This is a genomic window from uncultured Tenacibaculum sp., assembly GCF_947499065.1.
GTDB lineage: Bacteria > Bacteroidota > Bacteroidia > Flavobacteriales > Flavobacteriaceae > Polaribacter.
The window spans coordinates 172,878-192,944 of the sequence record NZ_CANMMT010000004.1; the positions used below are offsets into that span (position 1 = coordinate 172,878).

At 30.3% G+C, this 20,067-nt stretch carries 21 protein-coding genes; 7 read left to right on the plus strand and 14 right to left on the minus strand.

From position 1 onward, the window contains the following. Nucleotides 1–28: 28 nt before the first annotated feature. Nucleotides 29–982 carry a MoxR family ATPase gene (locus Q0958_RS10420; protein ID WP_299122719.1) on the plus strand — a complete coding sequence of 318 codons (954 nt, stop codon included), beginning with the start codon at nt 29–31 and terminating at the stop codon, nt 980–982. Between the two features lie 63 nt (nt 983–1,045). Here Q0958_RS10420 and Q0958_RS10425 read toward each other — a convergent pair whose 3' ends face one another. After that, complete coding sequence (locus Q0958_RS10425) at nt 1,046–1,933, minus strand: 3-hydroxybutyryl-CoA dehydrogenase (RefSeq protein ID WP_299122721.1); 888 nt, start codon at nt 1,931–1,933, stop codon at nt 1,046–1,048. A 37-nt stretch (nt 1,934–1,970) separates the two neighbouring features. Next, nucleotides 1,971–2,930, minus strand: coding sequence for a Gfo/Idh/MocA family oxidoreductase (locus Q0958_RS10430; protein ID WP_299122723.1), 960 nt, complete (start codon nt 2,928–2,930; stop codon nt 1,971–1,973). A 130-nt stretch (nt 2,931–3,060) separates the two neighbouring features. Here Q0958_RS10430 and Q0958_RS10435 point away from each other — a divergent pair, with 130 nt between their 5' ends. Then, nucleotides 3,061–3,702 carry a protein-L-isoaspartate(D-aspartate) O-methyltransferase gene (locus tag Q0958_RS10435; protein WP_299122725.1) on the plus strand — a complete coding sequence of 214 codons (642 nt, stop codon included), beginning with the start codon at nt 3,061–3,063 and terminating at the stop codon, nt 3,700–3,702. A gap of 53 nt (nt 3,703–3,755) precedes the next feature. On the opposite strand, the gene Q0958_RS10440 is transcribed toward Q0958_RS10435, so the two are convergent. From Q0958_RS10440 to rlmD, 9 genes are all read right to left on the minus strand, one after another. Further along, nucleotides 3,756–3,917, minus strand: a complete 162-nt coding sequence (locus tag Q0958_RS10440; protein ID WP_175578764.1) for a hypothetical protein — start codon at nt 3,915–3,917, stop codon at nt 3,756–3,758. Nucleotides 3,918–3,935: 18 nt separating this feature from the next. Then, nucleotides 3,936–4,796, minus strand: coding sequence for a substrate-binding domain-containing protein (locus Q0958_RS10445; protein WP_299122727.1), 861 nt, complete (start codon nt 4,794–4,796; stop codon nt 3,936–3,938). Beyond that, a complete protein-coding gene (locus tag Q0958_RS10450; RefSeq protein WP_299122729.1) occupies nt 4,797–5,666 on the minus strand; it encodes a nucleoside phosphorylase in 870 nt (289 codons plus the stop codon). Continuing rightward, nucleotides 5,667–6,611: a DUF1835 domain-containing protein gene (locus Q0958_RS10455; protein WP_299122731.1), complete on the minus strand. Its 945-nt coding sequence runs from the start codon at nt 6,609–6,611 to the stop codon at nt 5,667–5,669. It lies immediately after the preceding gene. Between the two features lie 148 nt (nt 6,612–6,759). Further along, a complete protein-coding gene (locus Q0958_RS10460; RefSeq protein ID WP_299122733.1) occupies nt 6,760–7,083 on the minus strand; it encodes a translation initiation factor in 324 nt (107 codons plus the stop codon). Between the two features lie 4 nt (nt 7,084–7,087). Beyond that, the gene (locus tag Q0958_RS10465; RefSeq protein WP_299122735.1) at nt 7,088–8,035 is read right to left on the minus strand and encodes a 2-oxoglutarate and iron-dependent oxygenase domain-containing protein; all 948 of its coding nucleotides are present in this window, start codon (nt 8,033–8,035) and stop codon (nt 7,088–7,090) included. Between the two features lie 60 nt (nt 8,036–8,095). After that, nucleotides 8,096–8,794: a DUF6048 family protein gene (locus Q0958_RS10470; RefSeq protein WP_299122737.1), complete on the minus strand. Its 699-nt coding sequence runs from the start codon at nt 8,792–8,794 to the stop codon at nt 8,096–8,098. Next, on the minus strand, nt 8,775–9,251 hold the full coding sequence (locus tag Q0958_RS10475; RefSeq protein ID WP_299122739.1) for a DUF6452 family protein: 477 nt from the start codon (nt 9,249–9,251) through the stop codon (nt 8,775–8,777). Before Q0958_RS10475 ends, Q0958_RS10470 begins: the two co-directional genes overlap by 20 nt. 6 nt (nt 9,252–9,257) lie before the next feature. Further along, complete coding sequence (rlmD, locus tag Q0958_RS10480) at nt 9,258–10,709, minus strand: 23S rRNA (uracil(1939)-C(5))-methyltransferase RlmD (RefSeq protein WP_299122741.1); 1,452 nt, start codon at nt 10,707–10,709, stop codon at nt 9,258–9,260. 137 nt (nt 10,710–10,846) lie between these two features. Here rlmD and Q0958_RS10485 point away from each other — a divergent pair, with 137 nt between their 5' ends. The 3 genes from Q0958_RS10485 to rocD all read left to right on the plus strand — a co-directional run bounded on the left by Q0958_RS10485 (nt 10,847) and on the right by rocD (nt 13,165). Continuing rightward, the gene (locus tag Q0958_RS10485; RefSeq protein ID WP_299122742.1) at nt 10,847–11,392 is read left to right on the plus strand and encodes an RNA polymerase sigma factor; all 546 of its coding nucleotides are present in this window, start codon (nt 10,847–10,849) and stop codon (nt 11,390–11,392) included. A gap of 4 nt (nt 11,393–11,396) precedes the next feature. Beyond that, entirely contained in the window at nt 11,397–11,780 is a 384-nt protein-coding gene (locus tag Q0958_RS10490; protein WP_299122744.1) for a DUF6768 family protein, read from the plus strand. A 140-nt stretch (nt 11,781–11,920) separates the two neighbouring features. Continuing rightward, nucleotides 11,921–13,165, plus strand: a complete 1,245-nt coding sequence (gene rocD / locus Q0958_RS10495) for an ornithine--oxo-acid transaminase (protein ID WP_299122746.1) — start codon at nt 11,921–11,923, stop codon at nt 13,163–13,165. 70 nt (nt 13,166–13,235) lie between these two features. On the opposite strand, the gene Q0958_RS10500 is transcribed toward rocD, so the two are convergent. The 3 genes from Q0958_RS10500 to Q0958_RS10510 all read right to left on the minus strand — a co-directional run bounded on the left by Q0958_RS10500 (nt 13,236) and on the right by Q0958_RS10510 (nt 18,103). After that, nucleotides 13,236–14,165, minus strand: coding sequence for a hypothetical protein (locus Q0958_RS10500; protein ID WP_299122748.1), 930 nt, complete (start codon nt 14,163–14,165; stop codon nt 13,236–13,238). Nucleotides 14,166–14,240: 75 nt separating this feature from the next. After that, nucleotides 14,241–17,213, minus strand: coding sequence for an AAA domain-containing protein (locus Q0958_RS10505; protein ID WP_299122749.1), 2,973 nt, complete (start codon nt 17,211–17,213; stop codon nt 14,241–14,243). Between the two features lie 173 nt (nt 17,214–17,386). After that, nucleotides 17,387–18,103 carry an RDD family protein gene (locus Q0958_RS10510; RefSeq protein ID WP_299122751.1) on the minus strand — a complete coding sequence of 239 codons (717 nt, stop codon included), beginning with the start codon at nt 18,101–18,103 and terminating at the stop codon, nt 17,387–17,389. Between the two features lie 119 nt (nt 18,104–18,222). Between Q0958_RS10510 and Q0958_RS10515 the strand changes: the two genes are divergently transcribed. Continuing rightward, complete coding sequence (locus Q0958_RS10515; RefSeq protein WP_299122753.1) at nt 18,223–19,188, plus strand: stage II sporulation protein M; 966 nt, start codon at nt 18,223–18,225, stop codon at nt 19,186–19,188. Beyond that, complete coding sequence (locus Q0958_RS10520) at nt 19,181–20,065, plus strand: hypothetical protein (RefSeq protein ID WP_299122754.1); 885 nt, start codon at nt 19,181–19,183, stop codon at nt 20,063–20,065. Before Q0958_RS10515 ends, Q0958_RS10520 begins: the two co-directional genes overlap by 8 nt. The last annotated feature ends 2 nt before the right edge of the window (nt 20,066–20,067 follow it).

Below are 20,067 nucleotides of genomic sequence, written 5' to 3' on the forward strand. Positions count from 1 at the left end.
ATATTGTATTAAAAATAAAAGATAATTTATGTCTGATGTAACTGCGGTAAACAATTTGGTTCAAAAATATTCTCAATTGCAACAAGAAATAGGAAAAGTAATAATAGGACAACAAGAAGCCGTTGATTATACTTTATTGTCTATTTTATGTGGAGGACATTCTCTTTTAGTTGGTGTTCCAGGTTTAGCAAAAACATTATTAGTTAATACAATTTCTAACGTATTAGGCTTACAATTTAGTCGTATACAGTTTACTCCAGATTTAATGCCTTCTGATATTTTAGGAAGTGAAATATTAGATGAGAATCGAAATTTTAAGTTCATTAAAGGACCAATATTTTCTAATATAATTTTGGCTGATGAGATTAACCGTACACCTCCTAAAACACAAGCTGCATTGTTAGAAGCAATGCAAGAGAAATCTGTAACAGTGGCAGGGCATCAATATAAGTTAGATTTACCATTTTTTGTGCTAGCAACTCAAAATCCAATAGAGCAAGAAGGAACCTATCCTTTACCGGAAGCGCAATTAGATAGGTTTATGTTTTCTATTAACTTGGAATATCCATCATTTGAAGAAGAGGTACAAGTAGTAAAGAATACGACTTCAATAATTAATCAAAACGTAAAATCAATTTTTTCTGCTCAAGAAATTATAGAGGTGCAAAAATTAATAAGGAAAATTCCAGTAGCAGATAATGTGATAGAGTATGCAGTAGGTTTAGTTGGTAAAACAAGACCTAAATCTGATAGAGCTACTAGTTTTGTTAAAAAATACATTGACTGGGGAGCTGGACCAAGAGCTTCACAAAATTTAATATTAGCTGCTAAAGCGCATGCAGCTGTTAAAGGAAAATATTCTCCAGATATTGAAGATGTTCAAGCAGTTGCAATTCCTATTTTATCGCATAGGGTTGTCAAAAATTATAAAGCGGAAGCAGAAGGAATTACTATAAAAGAAATTATAGGTTCGTTATTTTAAAATAAAAAAGGAAGTTTCAAATCAGAAACTTCCTTTTTTATTATTGTTAAGCTTATAAAGCGATTAAGAGAACATTTTAGCCACTTTTTCGGCTTTTCTACTTTCGCTATAGTCGTAAAAACCTTCACCAGATTTAACACCTAATTTACCAGCCATAACCATGTTAACTAATAATGGACATGGAGCATACTTAGGGTTTTTAAATCCATCATACATTACATTTAAGATAGATAAGCATACATCTAAACCAATAAAGTCGGCTAATTGTAAAGGACCCATTGGATGTGCCATACCTAATTTCATTACAGTGTCAATTTCAGCAACACCAGCAACTCCATTGTATAATGTCTCTATAGATTCGTTAATCATAGGCATTAAGATACGATTTGCAACAAAACCAGGGTAGTCATTAACCTCTACAGGAACTTTGTTTATTTTCTTCGTTAAATCAACTGTAAAGTCCATTACTTCGTCAGAAGTGTTGTATCCTCTAATGATTTCAACTAACTTCATAATTGGCACTGGATTCATAAAGTGCATTCCAATTACTTTCTCAGGTCTTTTAGTTGCCGCAGCAATTTGAGTTATTGAAATAGAAGAAGTATTAGTTGCTAGAATTGTTTCTTCAGGACAAACTTCATCTAAATCTTTAAAAATCTTTAATTTTAAGTCAACATTTTCTGTAGCAGCTTCTACTACTAAACTAGCTTGTTGTACACCTTCTTTTATAGAGGTAAAAGTGGTAATATTGTTTAAAGTATTGTCTTTGTCTTCAGAGCTAATTTTTTCTTTAGCTACCATTCTGTCTAAGTTCTTAGTAATGGTTGCAATACCTCTATCTAAAGAATCTTGTGATATATCAATAAGTTGAACGTTATATCCAAATTGAGCAAATGTATGAGCGATTCCATTCCCCATAGTTCCAGCTCCAATTACTGCGATATTTTCCATGTTGTATGTATAGTTTTATTTTTTATTTAAAGTTTGATTAGAAACAATCAATAATCATTTGAGCGACTCTTAAAGCTTCTGTTCCTTGAGTTAAAGAAACAACAGGAGTTGTATCAGTATTAATTGCATTGGCAAAAGATTCTAACTCATCTAGAATTGCATTGTTAGGTGTTACTTCTGGATTGTCAAAATAAATTTGCTTTTTTACACCTTCAGCATTTTGTAAAATCATAGCAAATTCATCTGGATTTTCAGGAACATCTTTCATTTTTACTACTTCCGATTTTTTCTCTAAGAAATCTACAGAGATATATGCATCTTTCTGGAAAAAACGACTTTTACGCATGTTTTTCATTGAAATTCTGCTAGATGTTAAGTTAGCAACACATCCATTTTCAAATTCAATACGAGCGTTGGCAATATCAGGAGTTTCAGAAATAACAGAAACACCACTAGCATGAACATTTTTTACTTTCGATTTTACTACGGATAGAATAATGTCAATATCATGAATCATTAAATCTAATACTACAGGGACATCAGTTCCTCTTGGGTTAAATTCAGCTAATCTATGAGTCTCAATAAACATTGGAGTATCAATAACATCCTTAACAGCTGTAAAAGCAGGATTAAAACGCTCCACATGACCAACTTGTCCTCTAATGTGATTCTGACTAGCTAAGGTTCTAATACCTTCTGCTTCTTGCAAAGTATTTGTAATTGGTTTTTCTATAAAAATATGTTTTCCTTTTTCGATGGCTTGTTTGGCGCAATCAAAATGAGATAAGGTTGGTGTAACAATATCAACTACATCAACGGCATCTATAAGTTCTTCTATAGAGTTAAATAATTTGTAACCAAACTCTTTAGCTACTTTTTGTGCATTTTCGGTAAAAGGATCATAAAATCCTACTAATTCATATTTTTCTGATTGTTGTAACAAACGCAAGTGTATTTTACCTAAATGTCCTGCGCCTAAAACTCCGGCTTTTAGCATAAGTGAAAGATTATTAGTTATTTGAATATTTATATAAAAAGAAATGATTTATACAAAAAATCAACGCTAACAAAGATACACTTTTGTAGAGATTTATTACTACTTTTAGCCCGTCGAAATTTTACTATTTGTGAGAGATACTACCAAACATCAAGGGCTTAGAAATCAATTAGCAAAGGTTTTAGAAGCTAAAGGGATATATGATATAAAAGTGTTAAATGCTGTACGAAAAATTCCAAGGCACTTGTTTATTGATAGTAGTTTTGAATCACATGCTTACCAAGACAAGGCATTTCCTATTGCAGCAGATCAAACAATTTCACATCCTTTTACTGTTGCATTTCAATCGCAAGTATTAGAAGTTAAATCAGGGGAAAAAGTTTTAGAAATTGGTACTGGTTCTGGATATCAAACAGCTGTTTTGTTAGAGTTAAACGCTGAGGTATACTCAATAGAGCGTCAGCATGAATTATTTAAAAAAACATCAATGTTTTTACCTAAATTAGGGTATAGACCAAAACGTTTTATTTTTGGTGATGGTTACAAAGGTTTACCTGAAGAGGCTCCGTTTGATAAAATTATAGTAACAGCAGGTGCTCCATACGTGCCAAAAGCTTTATTAGGGCAGTTAAAAATAGGAGGAAGGTTATTAATACCAGTAGGGGATAAGGAGCAAGTTATGACTTTATTTCTTCGAAAATCACCTAAGGAATTTGAGAAACATGAATTGGGAGACTTTAAATTTGTTCCAATGTTAAAAAAGAAGAACTAAAAAATCCGCCTAAAAAAGCGGATTTATTGAATTTGAATAAAAGAAACATCAACTTATTCAGCTATCTCAGTAGCATCGGCTACTATGATTTCTTGTTGATGTTGGTTTTGTTTTGTTTGATTAGTTTTTGCTAAACCGCAAGGACTTGTGCTTCCGCAAGAAGAAAAACCTACTAAACTAACAACACAAATTGCAATAAATACTATTTTTTTCATTTTTTGGGTTTTAAAAAATCAAATATACATATTTCTGATTAACTCACCAGAATCTTTCTTCTCATCAATAACGTTAAACTCAACCATTTTATTTTGTATGCTTGTAATTAAATTTTCAGTTACTGGCTCTCCATCATTCCATTCTGTAATAGATAACCATTCTTGAATATCATTTAATTGTTGCTCGTACCTGATAGACAATGTTTTATCGATGTTTTTAATTTTTTTGAAGTCAGAAGTGCAGTTATTGATTATATCTAAAACTTTTTTTACTTCATTAAAATTATTCTCTAAAACTTCATTACGAACTGCTACTACAAAACAAGGCCAAGGTGTAGGACAATCTCCTAAACGTCTAAAAGTATTGTTGTCAACCAAAGGTTTAGTGGTAAAATGTTCCCACATAAAATAGTCAGCTTCACCATTAGTTAAAGCATCAATTCCTCCTTGTAAATTACCAACAACTTTGAATTTTAGTTTTTCAACATCCCAACCATTATTATGTGCGTTTACAATAGCCATTAGATGAGATCCAGAGCCAAAACGACTAATGGCTACTGTTGCATGCTCTAAATCTTCAATTTTTTTGAAAGAAGATTTAGCCCCAACATGTATTCCCCAAATTAAAGGACTTTTTACGAAGGTTTGTGTAATTTTTGAAGGATTACCATTGATAATATCTTTGATAATTCCTTCAGTAAGTACAATTGCAATGTCGATTTCTCCTGAACGTAATGCTTTGCACATAGCACCAGTACCTCCAGGGAAGTCTTGCCAACGTAAATTTATGTTGTTGTCGGTATATTCTTTATTTTTTAAGGTAATGTACCAAGGGTAGTTGAAATGCTCTGGTACACCACCTACTTTTAAATTTAGCATCTATTCAACTAATTTGTCTAAAGTGTATTGAATTAAATCTGCAACAACTTTACCAGGATTTTCGCTAAATGTTCCATTAGCTCTATTGGCAATTAAAGCATTCATTGAAGCTGCGTTATGACCTAGTAATTTTGATAAGCCATAAATAGCAGAAGTTTCCATTTCTAAATTTGTAATTCTATTACCATTGTGATTAAAACTATCAATTTTAGCATTTAATTGAGCATCTTGTAGTCCTAAACGTAAAACACGTCCTTGAGGTCCATAGAAACCGCCAGCAGTAGCTGTAATACCTTTATGTACCTTATCTGAAAGTAATTTTTCTTCTAATGCTTTTCCGTTGGCTACTACCAAAGGATACGATTTTTTAGAACTCCAATCTGTATGTTTAATAAAAGCTTGTTCTAATTCAGAATTAGCAATTTCTTCTACTTGATAAGATTGTAACATACCGTTTAAATCCAATCCATGAGAGCTTAATAAAAAGCTATTTACTGGAATGTCGGCTTGTAAAGAACCAGAAGTACCAATTCTAGTAATATTTAACTGTGTATGAGTTTCTTTTACCTGACGTGTTTCTAAATCAATGTTTACTAAAGCATCAAGTTCATTTAAAACAATGTCAATATTATCAGGTCCTATTCCTGTAGAGATAACAGTTAATCTTTTTCCCTTATAAGTTCCTGTAGTAGTTTTAAATTCTCTCTTTTGAGTTGTAAATTCAATAGAATCAAAATGTTGTGTTACTTTGTCAACACGATATTGATCTCCAACGAAAATAATATCGGTAGCTATATGCTCAGGTCTTAAATTTAGATGATAAATACTTCCATCAGGATTTAAGATGAGTTCAGAATGTTGTATGTTCATTTATGATGTAATTTTTAACAGCTTGTTTGTAGAGTTTACATATAGATAGCTGTATTTTTTTGCGCCTCCAAGATACGAAAAATCAGAACGCATTTTTGCATAATAGTTTGTTTGATTATGCAGTACTTTTTTACCTATTTTATTTAATTTAACTGGGTTAAATGAAGAAAATAAGCTTTTTAATTGATTTGTTTTATTAACATATTGAATATCACCGTACCCATAAACTTCTTGATTTGATAATAGGTGACCAATAAACTTATTTTTTGTTTCAAATTTATTGTTCTTAGCAGTTTTTAAAATATTGTTTTCAATATGATTCAATCCATTTTCTATAGATGGAAAACGTAGTAAATGTGCTTTTATAGCTTCTTCTAAATACACGAAAGGTGATTTAGGGTTGAGTTTTAAAGAATTTTCTAGTTGTAAAGGACTATCTGAGCAATAAAGTTGCCATATATAGTCAGCATATTCTATATCGTCTTGGTTAAGTATTGTTCTGTTTTTAAAATGTTCTTTTAATTGAATAGGAGATAGTTCTCCTAAACCTAACATTTTTTCACTGTTTGCTACTTTACCACTACAAACTAGAGAGATTTTTTGATTTTTTCTATAACGTTTAAGCCAACTAATAACGGCCAACATATTTATTTGACAAAATAAATCGTACTCAAACCATAAGACTATTTCGTCTTGCTTTTTTTGATTACAAAGATTTCTATACTCTTTTAAAGTGTAGTCAATAAACTTCCTTTTAGTTACTTTATAGGAGGATTTGAGAAAATCAAAACGGGTTTTCCAAAAGTTTTCACTTCCTACATCAACGGATGTTTTTCCTTCGCACAACATTTCTCTCCATGTAATAATATCTCCTTTAAAATTTAAGTTTTTTAACTGTAGAGTTGTTGTGTCTCCGTTGGTAATGTGTAATAATGAGGATGTCATAATATTGAGGAATTCTTTTTGATTTCTTCTGTTGGTATATAATAAACGCTGATTTTTCTACGTTATTATTAATTACCTATATTTTAACACTTTAAAGTTGTTTGAAGGAAAAGTGTCAAGAAAAAAGATTCTTGACACTTCAATAATATTAGCCTCCAACGCGTTTTACTTTGAAGCCTTTATCTTTTAATATTTCCATTATTTGATCACGGTAATCACCTTGAATAATAATAGTATCATCTTTAAAGCTACCACCAACACTTAGTTTGGTTTTTATTTCTTTAGCAAGCTTTTTAAAATCTTGAGTAGCACCATTGTACCCGTCTAAAATTGTAACAGGTTTTCCTTTGCGTTTTTCATATTTACAAAGGATAGGATCATCTTGAAGCCAAATATCTGGTTTTTCTTCAGTTGGTTTTTCTTCAAATTGATGACCTGGAAATAAGTTTTTTAATTGATCTTGTAAATCCATTAAATTACTTTTTCAATCCTAATTCACGTAAACGTTCGTCTAAGAATTCACCAGCTGTAATATCCTCGAATTGCTTTGGATTATTGTCGTCAATACAGTTTTCCAAAACATCTAATTTCATGTCTGAAACTGGATGCATAAAGAATGGAATAGAATAACGAGAAGTTCCCCATAATTCTTTAGGAGGATTTGTTACTCTGTGTATAGTTGATTTTAATCTATTGTTACTGTGACGAGATAACATATCACCAACGTTAATCATTAATTCATCAGGTTGAGCAATTGCGTCATGCCAAACTCCATCATGATCTTGTACTTGTAATCCCTTTCCTTGAGCTCCCATTAACAATGTAATTAAGTTAATGTCTCCATGAGCAGCAGCTCTTACAGCTCCTTTTGGTTCAGTTTCAATAGGAGGGTAGTGTATTGGACGTAAAATACTATTTCCGTTTTTGATATAATTATCAAAATAAGTTTCTTCTAATCCTAAGTGTAATGCTAATGAACGTAAAACATATTTAGCTGTTTTTTCTAACATTTGATATGTTTGCTTTCCTATTCTATTGAATTCTGGAAGCTCCTCAACTTCTACATTAGCAGGATATTCTTTTGCATATTTAGAATCAGCATCTACGTACTGACCAAAATGCCAAAACTCTTTTAAATCTCCTTCTTTTTTCCCTTTTGCAGACTCTTTTCCGAAAGAAACATATCCTCTTTGCCCTCCAATTCCTGGTATTTCATATTTCTCTTTTACTTCAGTAGGTAATTCGAAAAAGTTTTTAATTTCTTTATATAGATTGTCTACTAGTTCATCATCTAAAAAATGACCTTTTAATGCAACAAAACCAATAGTTTCATAAGCATTACCTATTTCGTTTATAAATTTTTGTTTTCTGCTTTCATCACCCGATAAAAAGTCAGCTAAATTTACGCTTGGGACTTTACTCATTGTTAATAACTTTTATAAAAATGACTGTAAAGGTATTAAAAACAAGGGTAATATTTAAAATTACTTATTAACAAAAGGTATTAGGTACGATATTGTATAGTTAAATCCAAAACCAGTCTTACTTTCAAAAACTCTATTAAATCCTGGTGCGTATAGTGTTTTGAAGTTTGTTTGATCGTCTACACTAATCATTATTTTGTAAGAAAAACCAGCGCTAACAAAAAGGTTTTTAAAAGTTTCAACTTTTATACCTAGTTGGAATTCAGTCCAATGGGCTGTTAGTCCAGTTTCTGTTACAGGAGTTGTAATTGTATTTGATGGAAAATAACTATTACCAACATTTGTTTTATAGCTATTTAAAGTTTGGTCAAAAAGAGCAAATCCATAACGCATTCCAACATAAATTTCATTGTTCATGTCTAACCAGTTTTGATATGCATTATAATTGGCTCCTAACCTAATAAAACTACCTTTAGAAGTCGAAGTAGTGAAATCTTCAAAAGTTATTTCTTTTTCATATCCTAATTCTGTAGCTATATACCATTTTTTTGAAACACGGTAATCACCTACAATTTCTAATCCATTATAACTTTTATCAAAAATAGAAAGTCCGGGTTTACTAATATCAACCCCTAAACGAAGTCCATAACCTGTTTTGTAAGTTATCGTATCTTTTTTTGCTTCAGAACTCTTTGCTTTTTGAGCGTATCCTTGTAAAAAACTAAGTGTAAGACAAAGACTAATGATATACTTGTACATGGGCTTTTGCTTGATTGTCAATATTAGTGATTAATGAAGTAGATAAATTATCAATCCAACCAGTGTATGTTAAATTAACATCTTTATAGATAACTCTGTATCCGCATGAACGAGAAACATAATCCTCTTCTGGAATATATTTTATAGTAAGTGTAGCTATTTGATTGTTAGCTAAAGTATTATCAATATTATTCATTTTAAGTGTATACACTGTCTCTGTAGCTAATGAATTTAATGGGATAGCAATACTATCAATTGTTTGATTGGTAAATAAACTATCCGTTTTTCCTTGAGCTATAATGGATAAGCGTTGTACTGCTTTTGTTTGACTATTATCGTCTTTATCGTAAAAACGTAAAACTAAATTTGGAGTTACTAGATTTTGTACACAAAAATCATCTCTCTCACAAGAAAGTAATCCTGTTATTACGACAAAAAATAAAATATACTTTTTCATTAAAAATTATTTTTCAAATAATACTACTGTTTCAATATGCGCTGTATGCGGAAATTGATCTACCAAGCTAATCTTTTTTAATTGATAGCCATTTTTCATTAACTCTTCTGTATCTCTAGCTTGAGTTGCTGGGTTACAAGATACATAAACCATTCTATCTGCATTTAGATTTATGATTTTTTTAAGTGTTTTTGGAGCAATACCAGCACGAGCAGGATCTAAGATGATAGTTCTTATTTTGTTTTTAAATTGTGGGTGCTCATTTAAAAATTTACCAACATCAGCAGCATAAAACTCTAAACCTTTTATATTGTTTCTTTCAGCATTTTTCTTAGCATCTTCAATAGCTGAGACTACAATATCTACACCTACAATTTTAGTATTGTTAGCTTTTGAAGCAATTATTTGACCTATAGTTCCAGTTCCGCAAAACAAATCCATAACAACTGTATTGTCTATTGCATCCTTGTTTTCTAACGCATAATCAACAACTTTGGTATATAGTTTTTCTGCAGATTTTGGGTTAGTTTGAAAAAAGCTTTTCATGCTTATTTCAAAATTTAGATTTAATAATTCTTCTACAATTTTATCTTTTCCAGTAACAAGACTAATACTTCCAGAAGTAGCAATAGTTCTATCGCCAATTTCATCATTAATGGTATGTAGTAATCCTGCTAATCGATCTCCAAAAATATCTTTTAATAAATTAGCAAAAGCTTGTAAGTCAAATTTAGGTAAATCATATGAAGTTGTTACCAAATTAAATAATAACTCATTGGTTTTGTATGACTTTCTAACAACAAAATATCTGAAGAATCCTTCTTTTTTTGGTCCGTGCCAAGGAGCTAAACCAGTTTTTTCACAGTATTCTCTAATTACTTTTAAGTTATCTTCAACTTGAGCATCAAATAATCCAGAGTCTTTATCTAAATTATCTCCCATCCACCAAACACCACGGCGTTTAAAACCTAGGGTGAAAAAATCATCATCTTTTTTATTAACTCTATCGTAACCTATAGCAGAAAATCCATATTCCATTTTATTTCGGTAGTGAAATACATTAGGAGAAGCAACGAATTCGTCAAATAAATCTTCTATATTTTCAACTTTACCAATTCGTTTAAACAAAGAAAGTGTACTTTCTTTTTTGTATTGATGTTGAAGATCAATAGGTAGCTGAATATATGGAGCACCTGGAATATCTTGATATGGAACTTCAACTTCGTTTTCTGAATGTTTTATAACCTCTACTAGTTTACATTCAGCATATTTCTTTTTCGACTTAACTACACGAGCTTTTACCAACTGTCCTGGTAAAGTGTTGGGAACAAAAACAACAAAAACTCCTTCATCTGAGCGAATTCTTCCAATTCCTTTTCCTCCAAAGGCATAATCTTCAATTAAAATTTCTATCGTTTCGTTTCTCTTAACAAACTTATTTCGTTCTCTACGTGGCATTGTAAACTATAATTTATGGTTTGCAAAATTAGGAAAAGATATGGTTTCAAATACTTTTAACTCAAACTTAAATTTCTATTTTTAAAAAGAAAATTGAACCTTTTAGCTTTTCATACGTCTATGAGGTGTAATCGATAATGAAAAAATTGAATAATATTACTGATAAAGATTTGATTTTAGCCTATAAAGAAGGAAATCAAAAAGCACTAACAGCTTTAGTGAAAAAATGGCATGTTCAATTTTGTAAGCTTGCTTTTTGGTATGTAAAAGACCGAGATATAGCTAAAGATATAGCTCAAGAAAGTTGGCAGGTTATTATAAGAAAGTTAGGAGAACTTGAAAACCCCAATCGATTTAAAAGTTGGGCAATTAGTATTGTAAATAGAAAGGCGATAGATTGGTTGAGAGCAGATAAAAGAGTATTAGATAAGTACCAAAAATATTACAATGAGCATGCAAAAGAAGTTGTTTCTATAGAAGTTAATGAAGAAGAAAAATTGAAAAGTAGTTTGTTAAAAGCAATTCAAAAATTATCAATAGAACAACAGATGGTTGTTAAGTTGTTTTATACTGAATCATATTCACTTAAAGAAATAAGTAAACTTTTAGATATATCGGTTGGAACAGCAAAATCAAGGTTGTTTCATGCAAGAGAAAAATTAAAGAAAATAATAAAAACATAAAATTATGGAGAAATCAGAAGATATTGACAAATTAATAAAAGAAACCTTAACTGAAGAGGAGGCAAGATTTTATGAGGAATTAGATGAACAGAATGTTTTTCAAATGATTGGTGGGTTATTTCAAGGGAAGAATAAATGGATTATGGTTTTAATGAATATCATGACCTTAGTATTCTTTGGGCTTTTTATTTACTGTATTGTTCAGTTTTTTAATTCGGAAGCAACAAAAGATTTAATAAAATGGGGGGTAGGAACTATGATTTTCTTACTAGGTGTAAGTATGTTAAAAATATTCGCATGGATGCAAATGGATAAAAATGCATTATTAAGAGAGATTAAAAGATTGGAGTTGCAAGTTTCTTCATTGTCTGGAAAAATATCGGAATAAGATTTTAAATGCCCTGAATATTTAGTAAATTGCAGGACTTTTTAGGGATGATTTCTTTCCCACGCTGAATTTTCGAAACTTCTTCGAAAGGATAAAGGTAGATAAGGAATGGTTATTTTATAAATTTAAAATTATTAAAAATGGCTGTTTTAGACCAATTAACTTCGCAACAAGCGATCGATTTAGAAAACAAACACGGAGCACATAACTATCACCCATTACCAGTGGTTTTAAGTAAAGGTGAAGGAGTGTACGTATGGGATGTTGAAGGTAAGAAGTATTATGACTTTTTATCTGCTTATTCTGCAGTAAACCAAGGGCATTGTCATCCAAAAATTGTTGGAGCAATGGTAAATCAAGCGCAAACATTAACATTAACTTCTCGTGCATTTTACAATGACATGTTAGGAAGGTATGAAAAATTTGCAACAGAACTTTTTGGTTTTGACAAATTATTACCAATGAATACTGGTGCTGAAGCTGTTGAAACTGCTTTAAAGTTATGTAGAAAATGGGCTTATGAAGTAAAAGGAATTAATGAAAATGATGCACAAATTGTAGTTTGTGAAAATAATTTCCACGGACGTACTACTACAATTATTTCGTTTTCTAATGATCCTGTTGCTCGTAAGAACTTCGGACCTTATACAAATGGGTTTATTAAAATAGAGTATAATAATTTAAAAGCTTTAGAAGAGGCTTTAGAAAGTGATAAAAACATAGCTGGTTTCTTAGTTGAGCCTATTCAAGGAGAAGCTGGAGTATATGTACCATCTGAAGGATATTTAGCAGCAGCTAAGGTATTGTGTGAAAAACATAATGTATTATTTATAGCAGATGAAGTTCAAACAGGTATTGCACGTACAGGAAAAATGTTAGCGGTAGATCATGAAAATGTAAAACCAGACATTTTAATCTTAGGTAAAGCATTAAGTGGTGGAGCTTATCCAGTTTCTGGAGTATTAGCAAATGATAACATTATGAATGTTATTAAGCCAGGTAATCATGGTTCTACTTTTGGAGGAAATCCAGTTGCAGCAGCTGTTGCTATAGCGGCTTTAGAAGTTGTTGAAGAAGAAAAATTAGCTGAAAATGCAGAGCGTTTAGGTAAGATTTTTAGAGAGGAAATAGCAGCATTTACTGAGCAAACAGATTTAGTAAATTCAGTAAGAGGTAAAGGATTATTAAATGCGATTTTAATTAACGATACAGAAGAAAGCTCAACTGCTTGGGATATTTGTATTAAATTACGTGATAATGGTTTATTAGCTAAGCCAACTCACGGAAACATTATCCGTTTTGCACCACCATTAGTGATGAATGAGGAGCAATTACGTGATTGTATTTCTATTATAAAGAAAACAATTTCTGAGTTTAAGAAATAATAAACTTTTAGAGGTGATAAAAAAAGCAGTATTGAAATTTCAATACTGCTTTTTTTATGAAGTTTTTCCTTTATTTATTTTCTAAAAGCTTTTTTACTAATTCTTTCAGTTCTTTAATTTCTTTAGTTTGAGCTTCTAATGTTTTGATTTTTTCTTTTTGAATTTTTAATTGTTTTTCCTGAGTAATGGTATATAAAGTTAGTTCTTCTATTTTTTGAAGTAGTTTAGCATCCATTTCAGCTAAAAAGAACCCATTGTTTTTAACATCTTTGGCACTAGGAATGTCTTTTAAATGCCCTTTTTCTTTTATATGATTTTCAACTTCAAAAAGCGTTGGTAAATTATAGTTACTTTCAAAAACAAAGTCAGCCCAGTTAGGAGCTGCTAAAACTTTTATCTCTCTAGCGCCAATAGAACCTTCTACTGCTAATTTATGAGGACCTGTGATTAACGTTCCTATACCTACTTTATCCATAATGTTAACTTGAGATTTATAAGTTACATAGTCTCTAGTTTCATTGTTTGAAACTACAGTTGGTGAGGTAATTGTAATTAAGTTTTTATCAAAGGTTGTTTTAGATAGTCCATTAATGTTTATTGTTAGAGTATTGCTCGTAGATACTAAATGATATATGGGGATTTTTAAATGATTGTTTGTATCTAAAAAAGCTTCTCCTAATTTCCATTGGTTAGATAATAAACCAAAAACTGTTTTTGTTTCACTTGAAGATCTATAGAGTAAATTACCTGGGTTTTTACCGATTTCATAAATTTTAGTATATTTTCCAACGCTGTTTTGATAGCTGTATCCAGAAGTTAGAGTAATTTCCATATAGCCCCAAAACTGGATGTCTCCAAAGTCAATATAAGAAACTTGATTAGCAACACCATTCGGAAAATTAGGACTATTTTTTGTAACGTTAAATTGGTGTCCTTGAGCGAAGGACGTTGAAATAAATCCTATGGCAGCTAGGATAGCAATTTTAATTTTTACTTTCATAGTAGTTTAATATTTAGGCGCAAAAAAGTAGTAACTTTTTAAGCAATTAATTTTATTCAAATATATTAAATACATTTAATTTACCATTTCATGCACATGTAAATGCTTTTTTAATACTCCCGAAGGTGTGTTTTTTGTTTCGTCAAAAATTCGAGTGTCACCAAATAGTATAAAACTTTCTTTTGCTCTTGAAACAGCAACATTTAACATGTTAGGTTTGTTGTCTTTTTCAAAGAACATGGTTCCTTCATCTTCGTTTGAATATACAGAGCTAAATAATATGATATTACGTTCAGCTCCTTGTAATGCATGCACTGTTCCTAGTTTAATATCATTAACTTTATAACCAGCTTCGCTTAAAGCTTTGGAAAGTTCTCCTTTTTGACTTGCAAATGGAGTAATGATTCCCAATTGCTTTTCAATAGTATCTACACCATAAGCTTTTTGAATAGTTTCCTTGTTTTGCTGTAACCAAGTTATAATAGCGTTTACTTCTTTTATGTTACGACGGCTATTGTATTTACGTTCGCTAACTCCTTCAACATGATAAGCGACCATAGGAGGAAAGGCTTGAGTATCTTTTGTTTTTCCTTTCATAGGTTTTAAGATACCATTGTAAGCTAATTCGTTACAAAAATCAATAATTTCATCGTTACATCTTCTGTGTTCTAATAAAACTAATCCTTGCTCTTTTTCTTCCTTCAAAGGAGTTTCATACTCACAAGCGTTTTGAGCCATTCTCATAATACTTCCACTTGATGCCAAAAAACCAATATCACCAAGATAAGAAGTGTCGCTTTTATTTTCAAGCATATTAAGGCTAGTTAAGTTTCCTACATCAATCCTTTCAGGAATAGACCATATAGGTTCAATTTGCTTTAAGTCGCCAACAACAAAGGCTTTTTTAGCTAAAGAAAACATAGGGATACTAACTTCTGGAGTTACCTGTCCAGCTTCATCAATAATTAATAAGTCTAAAAAATTATATAGCGGTAGGTATTCAAAAACAGGTTTTCCGTATTCGTTTTCTCCTTGAAATTGACTAAATAAGAAATGTGTTGGAGCCATATAAAAAGTAGCCACAAAACAAGGTGTTAGCATAGCTCTACGCTTCCATTTTGCTTGAATAGCTAATTCTCCAGTACCTCTTTCTGTATCGTTTTCTATAGCGTCTTGAGTTTCTAATAACCAACGGGCCTCCCAATAATGGGTTGCTAAAAGAAAGGCTTTATGACGTAAGTTAACATCTAATTCATCGTAATAAAAACGATTGCTTTTATCAGTCGAATTTAATTTCTCATATTCATTATCCCACATCAGCGCTTCTTTAGTAGAAGGAAAGCCTTGGATGTTATTTTCATATTTCCAATTTTTTAATTTCAGGTGAGACTGTAGAATTAAATTAAAGTTGTTAATACTTTCTTTTAAAAATGAAACAGTTCTATTTTGATTATTAAATGTAAATTCATCCATTTTAAAGATGCAGTCTTCAGTATTTGAAGAGCTACCAATACTAAAATACTGCTGTACTTTAGTTTTGAAATCCATGTCTTTCGATGCGTTTTTTAAATTGGTTATAATGGTTCTCCATTCTTGAAGTTTTCCAATTTTAAAATCATCTTTGTCTATGAAATCACTTTCATTTAAAAGGATGCTGTTTATATTTTCTATAGAATTGATATAGTTTTCAGAAAATTCAACTCCATCAATTAGAATGTCTTCTATTGCTATAATTTCATCTTGTAAATGATTACAAGCATCTTCAAGAGAATTTGAAGATACGTTAAAGTAATTACAGTAATTAGTTAGGAAATAGTAAGCCGCTTCTTGTATATAATCTTCATTTTCTAAATTACATAAAGTACCTTCATGTTTGAAAAGATTTCCTTTTAAAAAATTAATTCCTTTTAAAGTTTTTTCACTTTTAGAGTTAGAAGGTAGGTAGGTGGCATATCCATTAAAATCTGGAATCCATCGTTCAGATAAACCTTCCATGGTACTTTTTGAATTGATAAAACTATCAATAATATTAGTTACTGCTTGGTTGTTATTAGAACAAGCCACGATAACAGGTGCATCTTCACCTCTAATAGCAGCTTTTACAAATTCCGTAGCAACTAAACTTTGTAGTAATGTAGTTTTTCCAGTTCCTGGAGGTCCGTTTACGGCTGTAACAGCATTTTCCTCAGCTACTAAATATGAAAGTAATGTTTTACGCTGACTAATAGATAAAGGAAATTCATTAGACATTTGACCTAAATGCAAATGATTGTAACTTAAAAACTCTTTATCTGTAATCGCTTGTCTTCTTTCTCTCACATAAGGACTAATTATTTTTGAAAGAGCAGGAAGTTCTTCTTCATCTTTTAATAAGTTTTCATAAAGAAAAAGAATACTTTTTGCAGTGGCAATTTTAGAACTTACAGCAAAGTAAGTTAGTTGATGTACTGTATTATATCCTTCTGTTTTATAACTGTATAAATTATGACGTGTAACATCTAAAAAAACCTCATTGATATAATCCCAATATTCATCCCATGCAACTGGTTCATCTTCATATTCAGGTTCTGGTTCTTCTATATTTTTAGCATCTAAAATGCTGTCTATTGATGAAAAAATAAAATCATTTTTTACATCAGCCATTGGAGTTAAATAGTTACGAACAATTAAAGGAAATATCTCTTTTGGAGCAGATAATTGTCCAGATCTATTTGCAACAACAGTTATCCAAAAAGGATGTATAGTTCTATTTTTATATTTTGGATTTTCTGTTTGATATGTTAAATGAAAAGGAGCTATAAGTATTTTAGTTTCTTCTACTTGATGCCACTTTGGATCGTCTTTTTTGGTAACTCCTCTTAATCTGTTAATTCTTCTTTCTTCAACATCTAACAATTCATTTACTTGCTTTGAATTGATTAGAGCATTACTCAAATCAGATGAGTTTTGATGAAAAAGGTTTTTAATTTTAGCAATATCTATTGCTAAGTTTTCACTATCAAATAAACTGTTTTTATAGTATTGTAACCAGTTTTTTTCGTTTGCCATGCTTATTTCTTATCGGTCAGAAATTTGTGTTTTTTTGGATAAGGGGAGGGCGAAAATAAAAGATTAAAATTGTTAAATCTGCTTTTTTAAAAGCTTTTTATTAACGAAAAAAGGGGAGTCTTTTTAGTCGTTTAATTTCCAGTGAAATAAATTAAAAGAATTTAGTCTGTAATTTATTGTTGTGCGTAATAATGATAATCTTTAATAACAGTATTAATAAAGTCTATTGGTTTTTCCTCAGTATGAATACCTGTTAATTCAATGATTTTTTGATGTAATTTTAGAATTACCTTATGATTTCTTTTTCTTCTAGCATCATTAAATACATTTTTAATAGTATGTATGTCACTATCTTTTAATAAAGTAACTTGTGTGTATGTAGGAGTGTAATTGTTGTCGATATCACTAGCAATAGTGTCTTTTAAACTAATCCTTTTCTTTTCAGAAATTACTGTAGTTGCAGCAGCTAAATCACCCAAGCGTTGTCCCTTCCCATTTAAAAGAATAGTTAAAACAGCGACAGAACCACTAGCCAAGGTAAAATCGATAACACGTAATAACCAACGAATTAAATAACTTCCAAATGTAGGTTTAGAACCATCTAGTTTTACAACACGAATTTGGTTAAAATATTTACCAGGCGTTTGTCCGTTCATTAATACCTCAAAAATTAAGCTATAAAAAAAGACAGGTAAACTAATAAGTGCCCATAAACTCATGTATTCCATACTTGGAGCTATGTCTAACATCCCCATAATAAGTATGATTATTATATAATAACCAATTATAAATAAGGCATCAATTAAATACGAACCTATGCGCGTTGTTATATGAGCTACATTTTGATTTATAGAAATATTTTGTGCAGTTTCTATTTGAAAATTATCCATTGATTAGTTTTTCAATTTTTTTTATTGTTGTTTCTTTAACTTTTTTTAGCTTAGCGAAGATAAAAAGATTCTATGATTAAAGAAATTGCACGAAAGAAAACTACTATTTTTCTTAAAAAATGAGAGAAGCTGCTTTTGTAAATAAGAACAAAGAAAAATGGCAACTTTTTGAAGATGTTTTATACAACAAAGCAGTTGTGTCCCCTGATAAATTATCTGATTTATATGTTGAATTGACTGACGATTTAAGCTACGCTAAAACCTTTTATCCAAAAGGAAATACTGTAGTGTACTTGAATTCGATTGCTTCAGTAGCACATCAAAAAATATATAAAACCAAGAAGGAGAGTAAGAATAGACTCTTTAGTTTTTTTAAAACTGAATTTCCATTATTGTTTTATAAGCATCAAAAGCAACTATTAATTGCTTTTGGAGTATTTGCTTTTTTTACTTTATGTGGAGCTTTTTCATCAGCAAACGATATTGATTTTGTACGACTCATTTTAGGTGATAACTATGTAAACATGACTTTAGAAAACATAGAGAAAGGTGATCCTATGGCAGTTTATAAAAAAGCGAATGAATTAGATATGTTTATAGGTATTACAGTAAACAACATAAGAGTAGCAATGTATGCTTTTGTTTTAGGAATGTTATTTTCTGTAGGAACTTTATATATAATGATGCAAAATGGAATTATGCTAGGTTCGTTTTTGTATTTCTTTTACGATAAAGGTTTGTTGTGGGAATCTTCAAGAACCATTTGGATTCATGGAACCATAGAAATATCAGTAATTGTAATAGCAGGTTGTGCAGGATTAGTTTTGGGTAATGGATTGTTATTTCCTAAAACATATTCTCGATTAGAATCTTTTAAAAGAAGTATGAAAGATGGATTGAAAATTATGGTAAGTACCATTCCTTTTTTCATCATAGCTGGTTTTTTAGAAGGTTTTGTAACCAGACATACTGAAATGCCAGACTGGTTAGCAGTTTTGATAATCTTATCATCCTTGACTATTATAATATTTTATTACGTAATCTATCCAATACAAGTACATAAAAATCAATTAACAAATGACTAAAGAATATATAGAATTTAAAAGAGAAAGAGATTTAGGAAGTATTATTACCGATGCTTTTAAATTCATAAGGTTAGAAGGAAAGCCTTTTTTTAAAACAATAATGAAAGTATCTATTATTCCTATATTATTAGCAATTGCATCTTTAATTTTCTACATGTATTCTGCTTCTAGTATGTTTTCAGGATTAGATTTTGAAACAAATTCCAATCCTACTCCTAATTTAGGTTTTGCAGGGGGAATGTTTTTATCAGCTATACTAATGTCTATTTTTTACTTAATAGCATTGGTTTATGTTAATTTGGCTGGTATGTATTATATAAAATCTTATATAGACAATGAGGGAATTGTAAAAGAAGATTATATTAAAAAAGAAATTAAATCAAAGTTTTGGTCTTTTACAGGAATGCTTTTTTTAATGGGAATAATCTTTGTGATTAGTGCTATGCTGTGTTTTTTACCGCTTTTTTATACCATACCTGTTTTGTCTTTAACTGCTTCTATATTTGTATATGAAAATGTTTCTGCTACTGATGCAATTGGAAAAAGCTTTAACTTTATAAATGGTCATTTTTGGGAAACATTAGGAGTTGTAATTGTTGTTGGATTATTAGTTATGATTTTAGGTTATATATTTCAAATACCTGCAACTATATATCAATTCGTACAAATGGGAATAGGAGTTAAAAATCAAGATCCAACTCAGATTTTTAATATTTTTATGGATCCTATCTTTTTAATTTTAACAATTATAGCATATATAGGTAGATTCTTTTTTTATTCTATAACATTAATAACAAACGTGTTTATATATTTTGATATTAATGAGCAAAAGAACTTAACAGGAACAATTGAAAAAATAGATGGTTTAGGTCAATAATA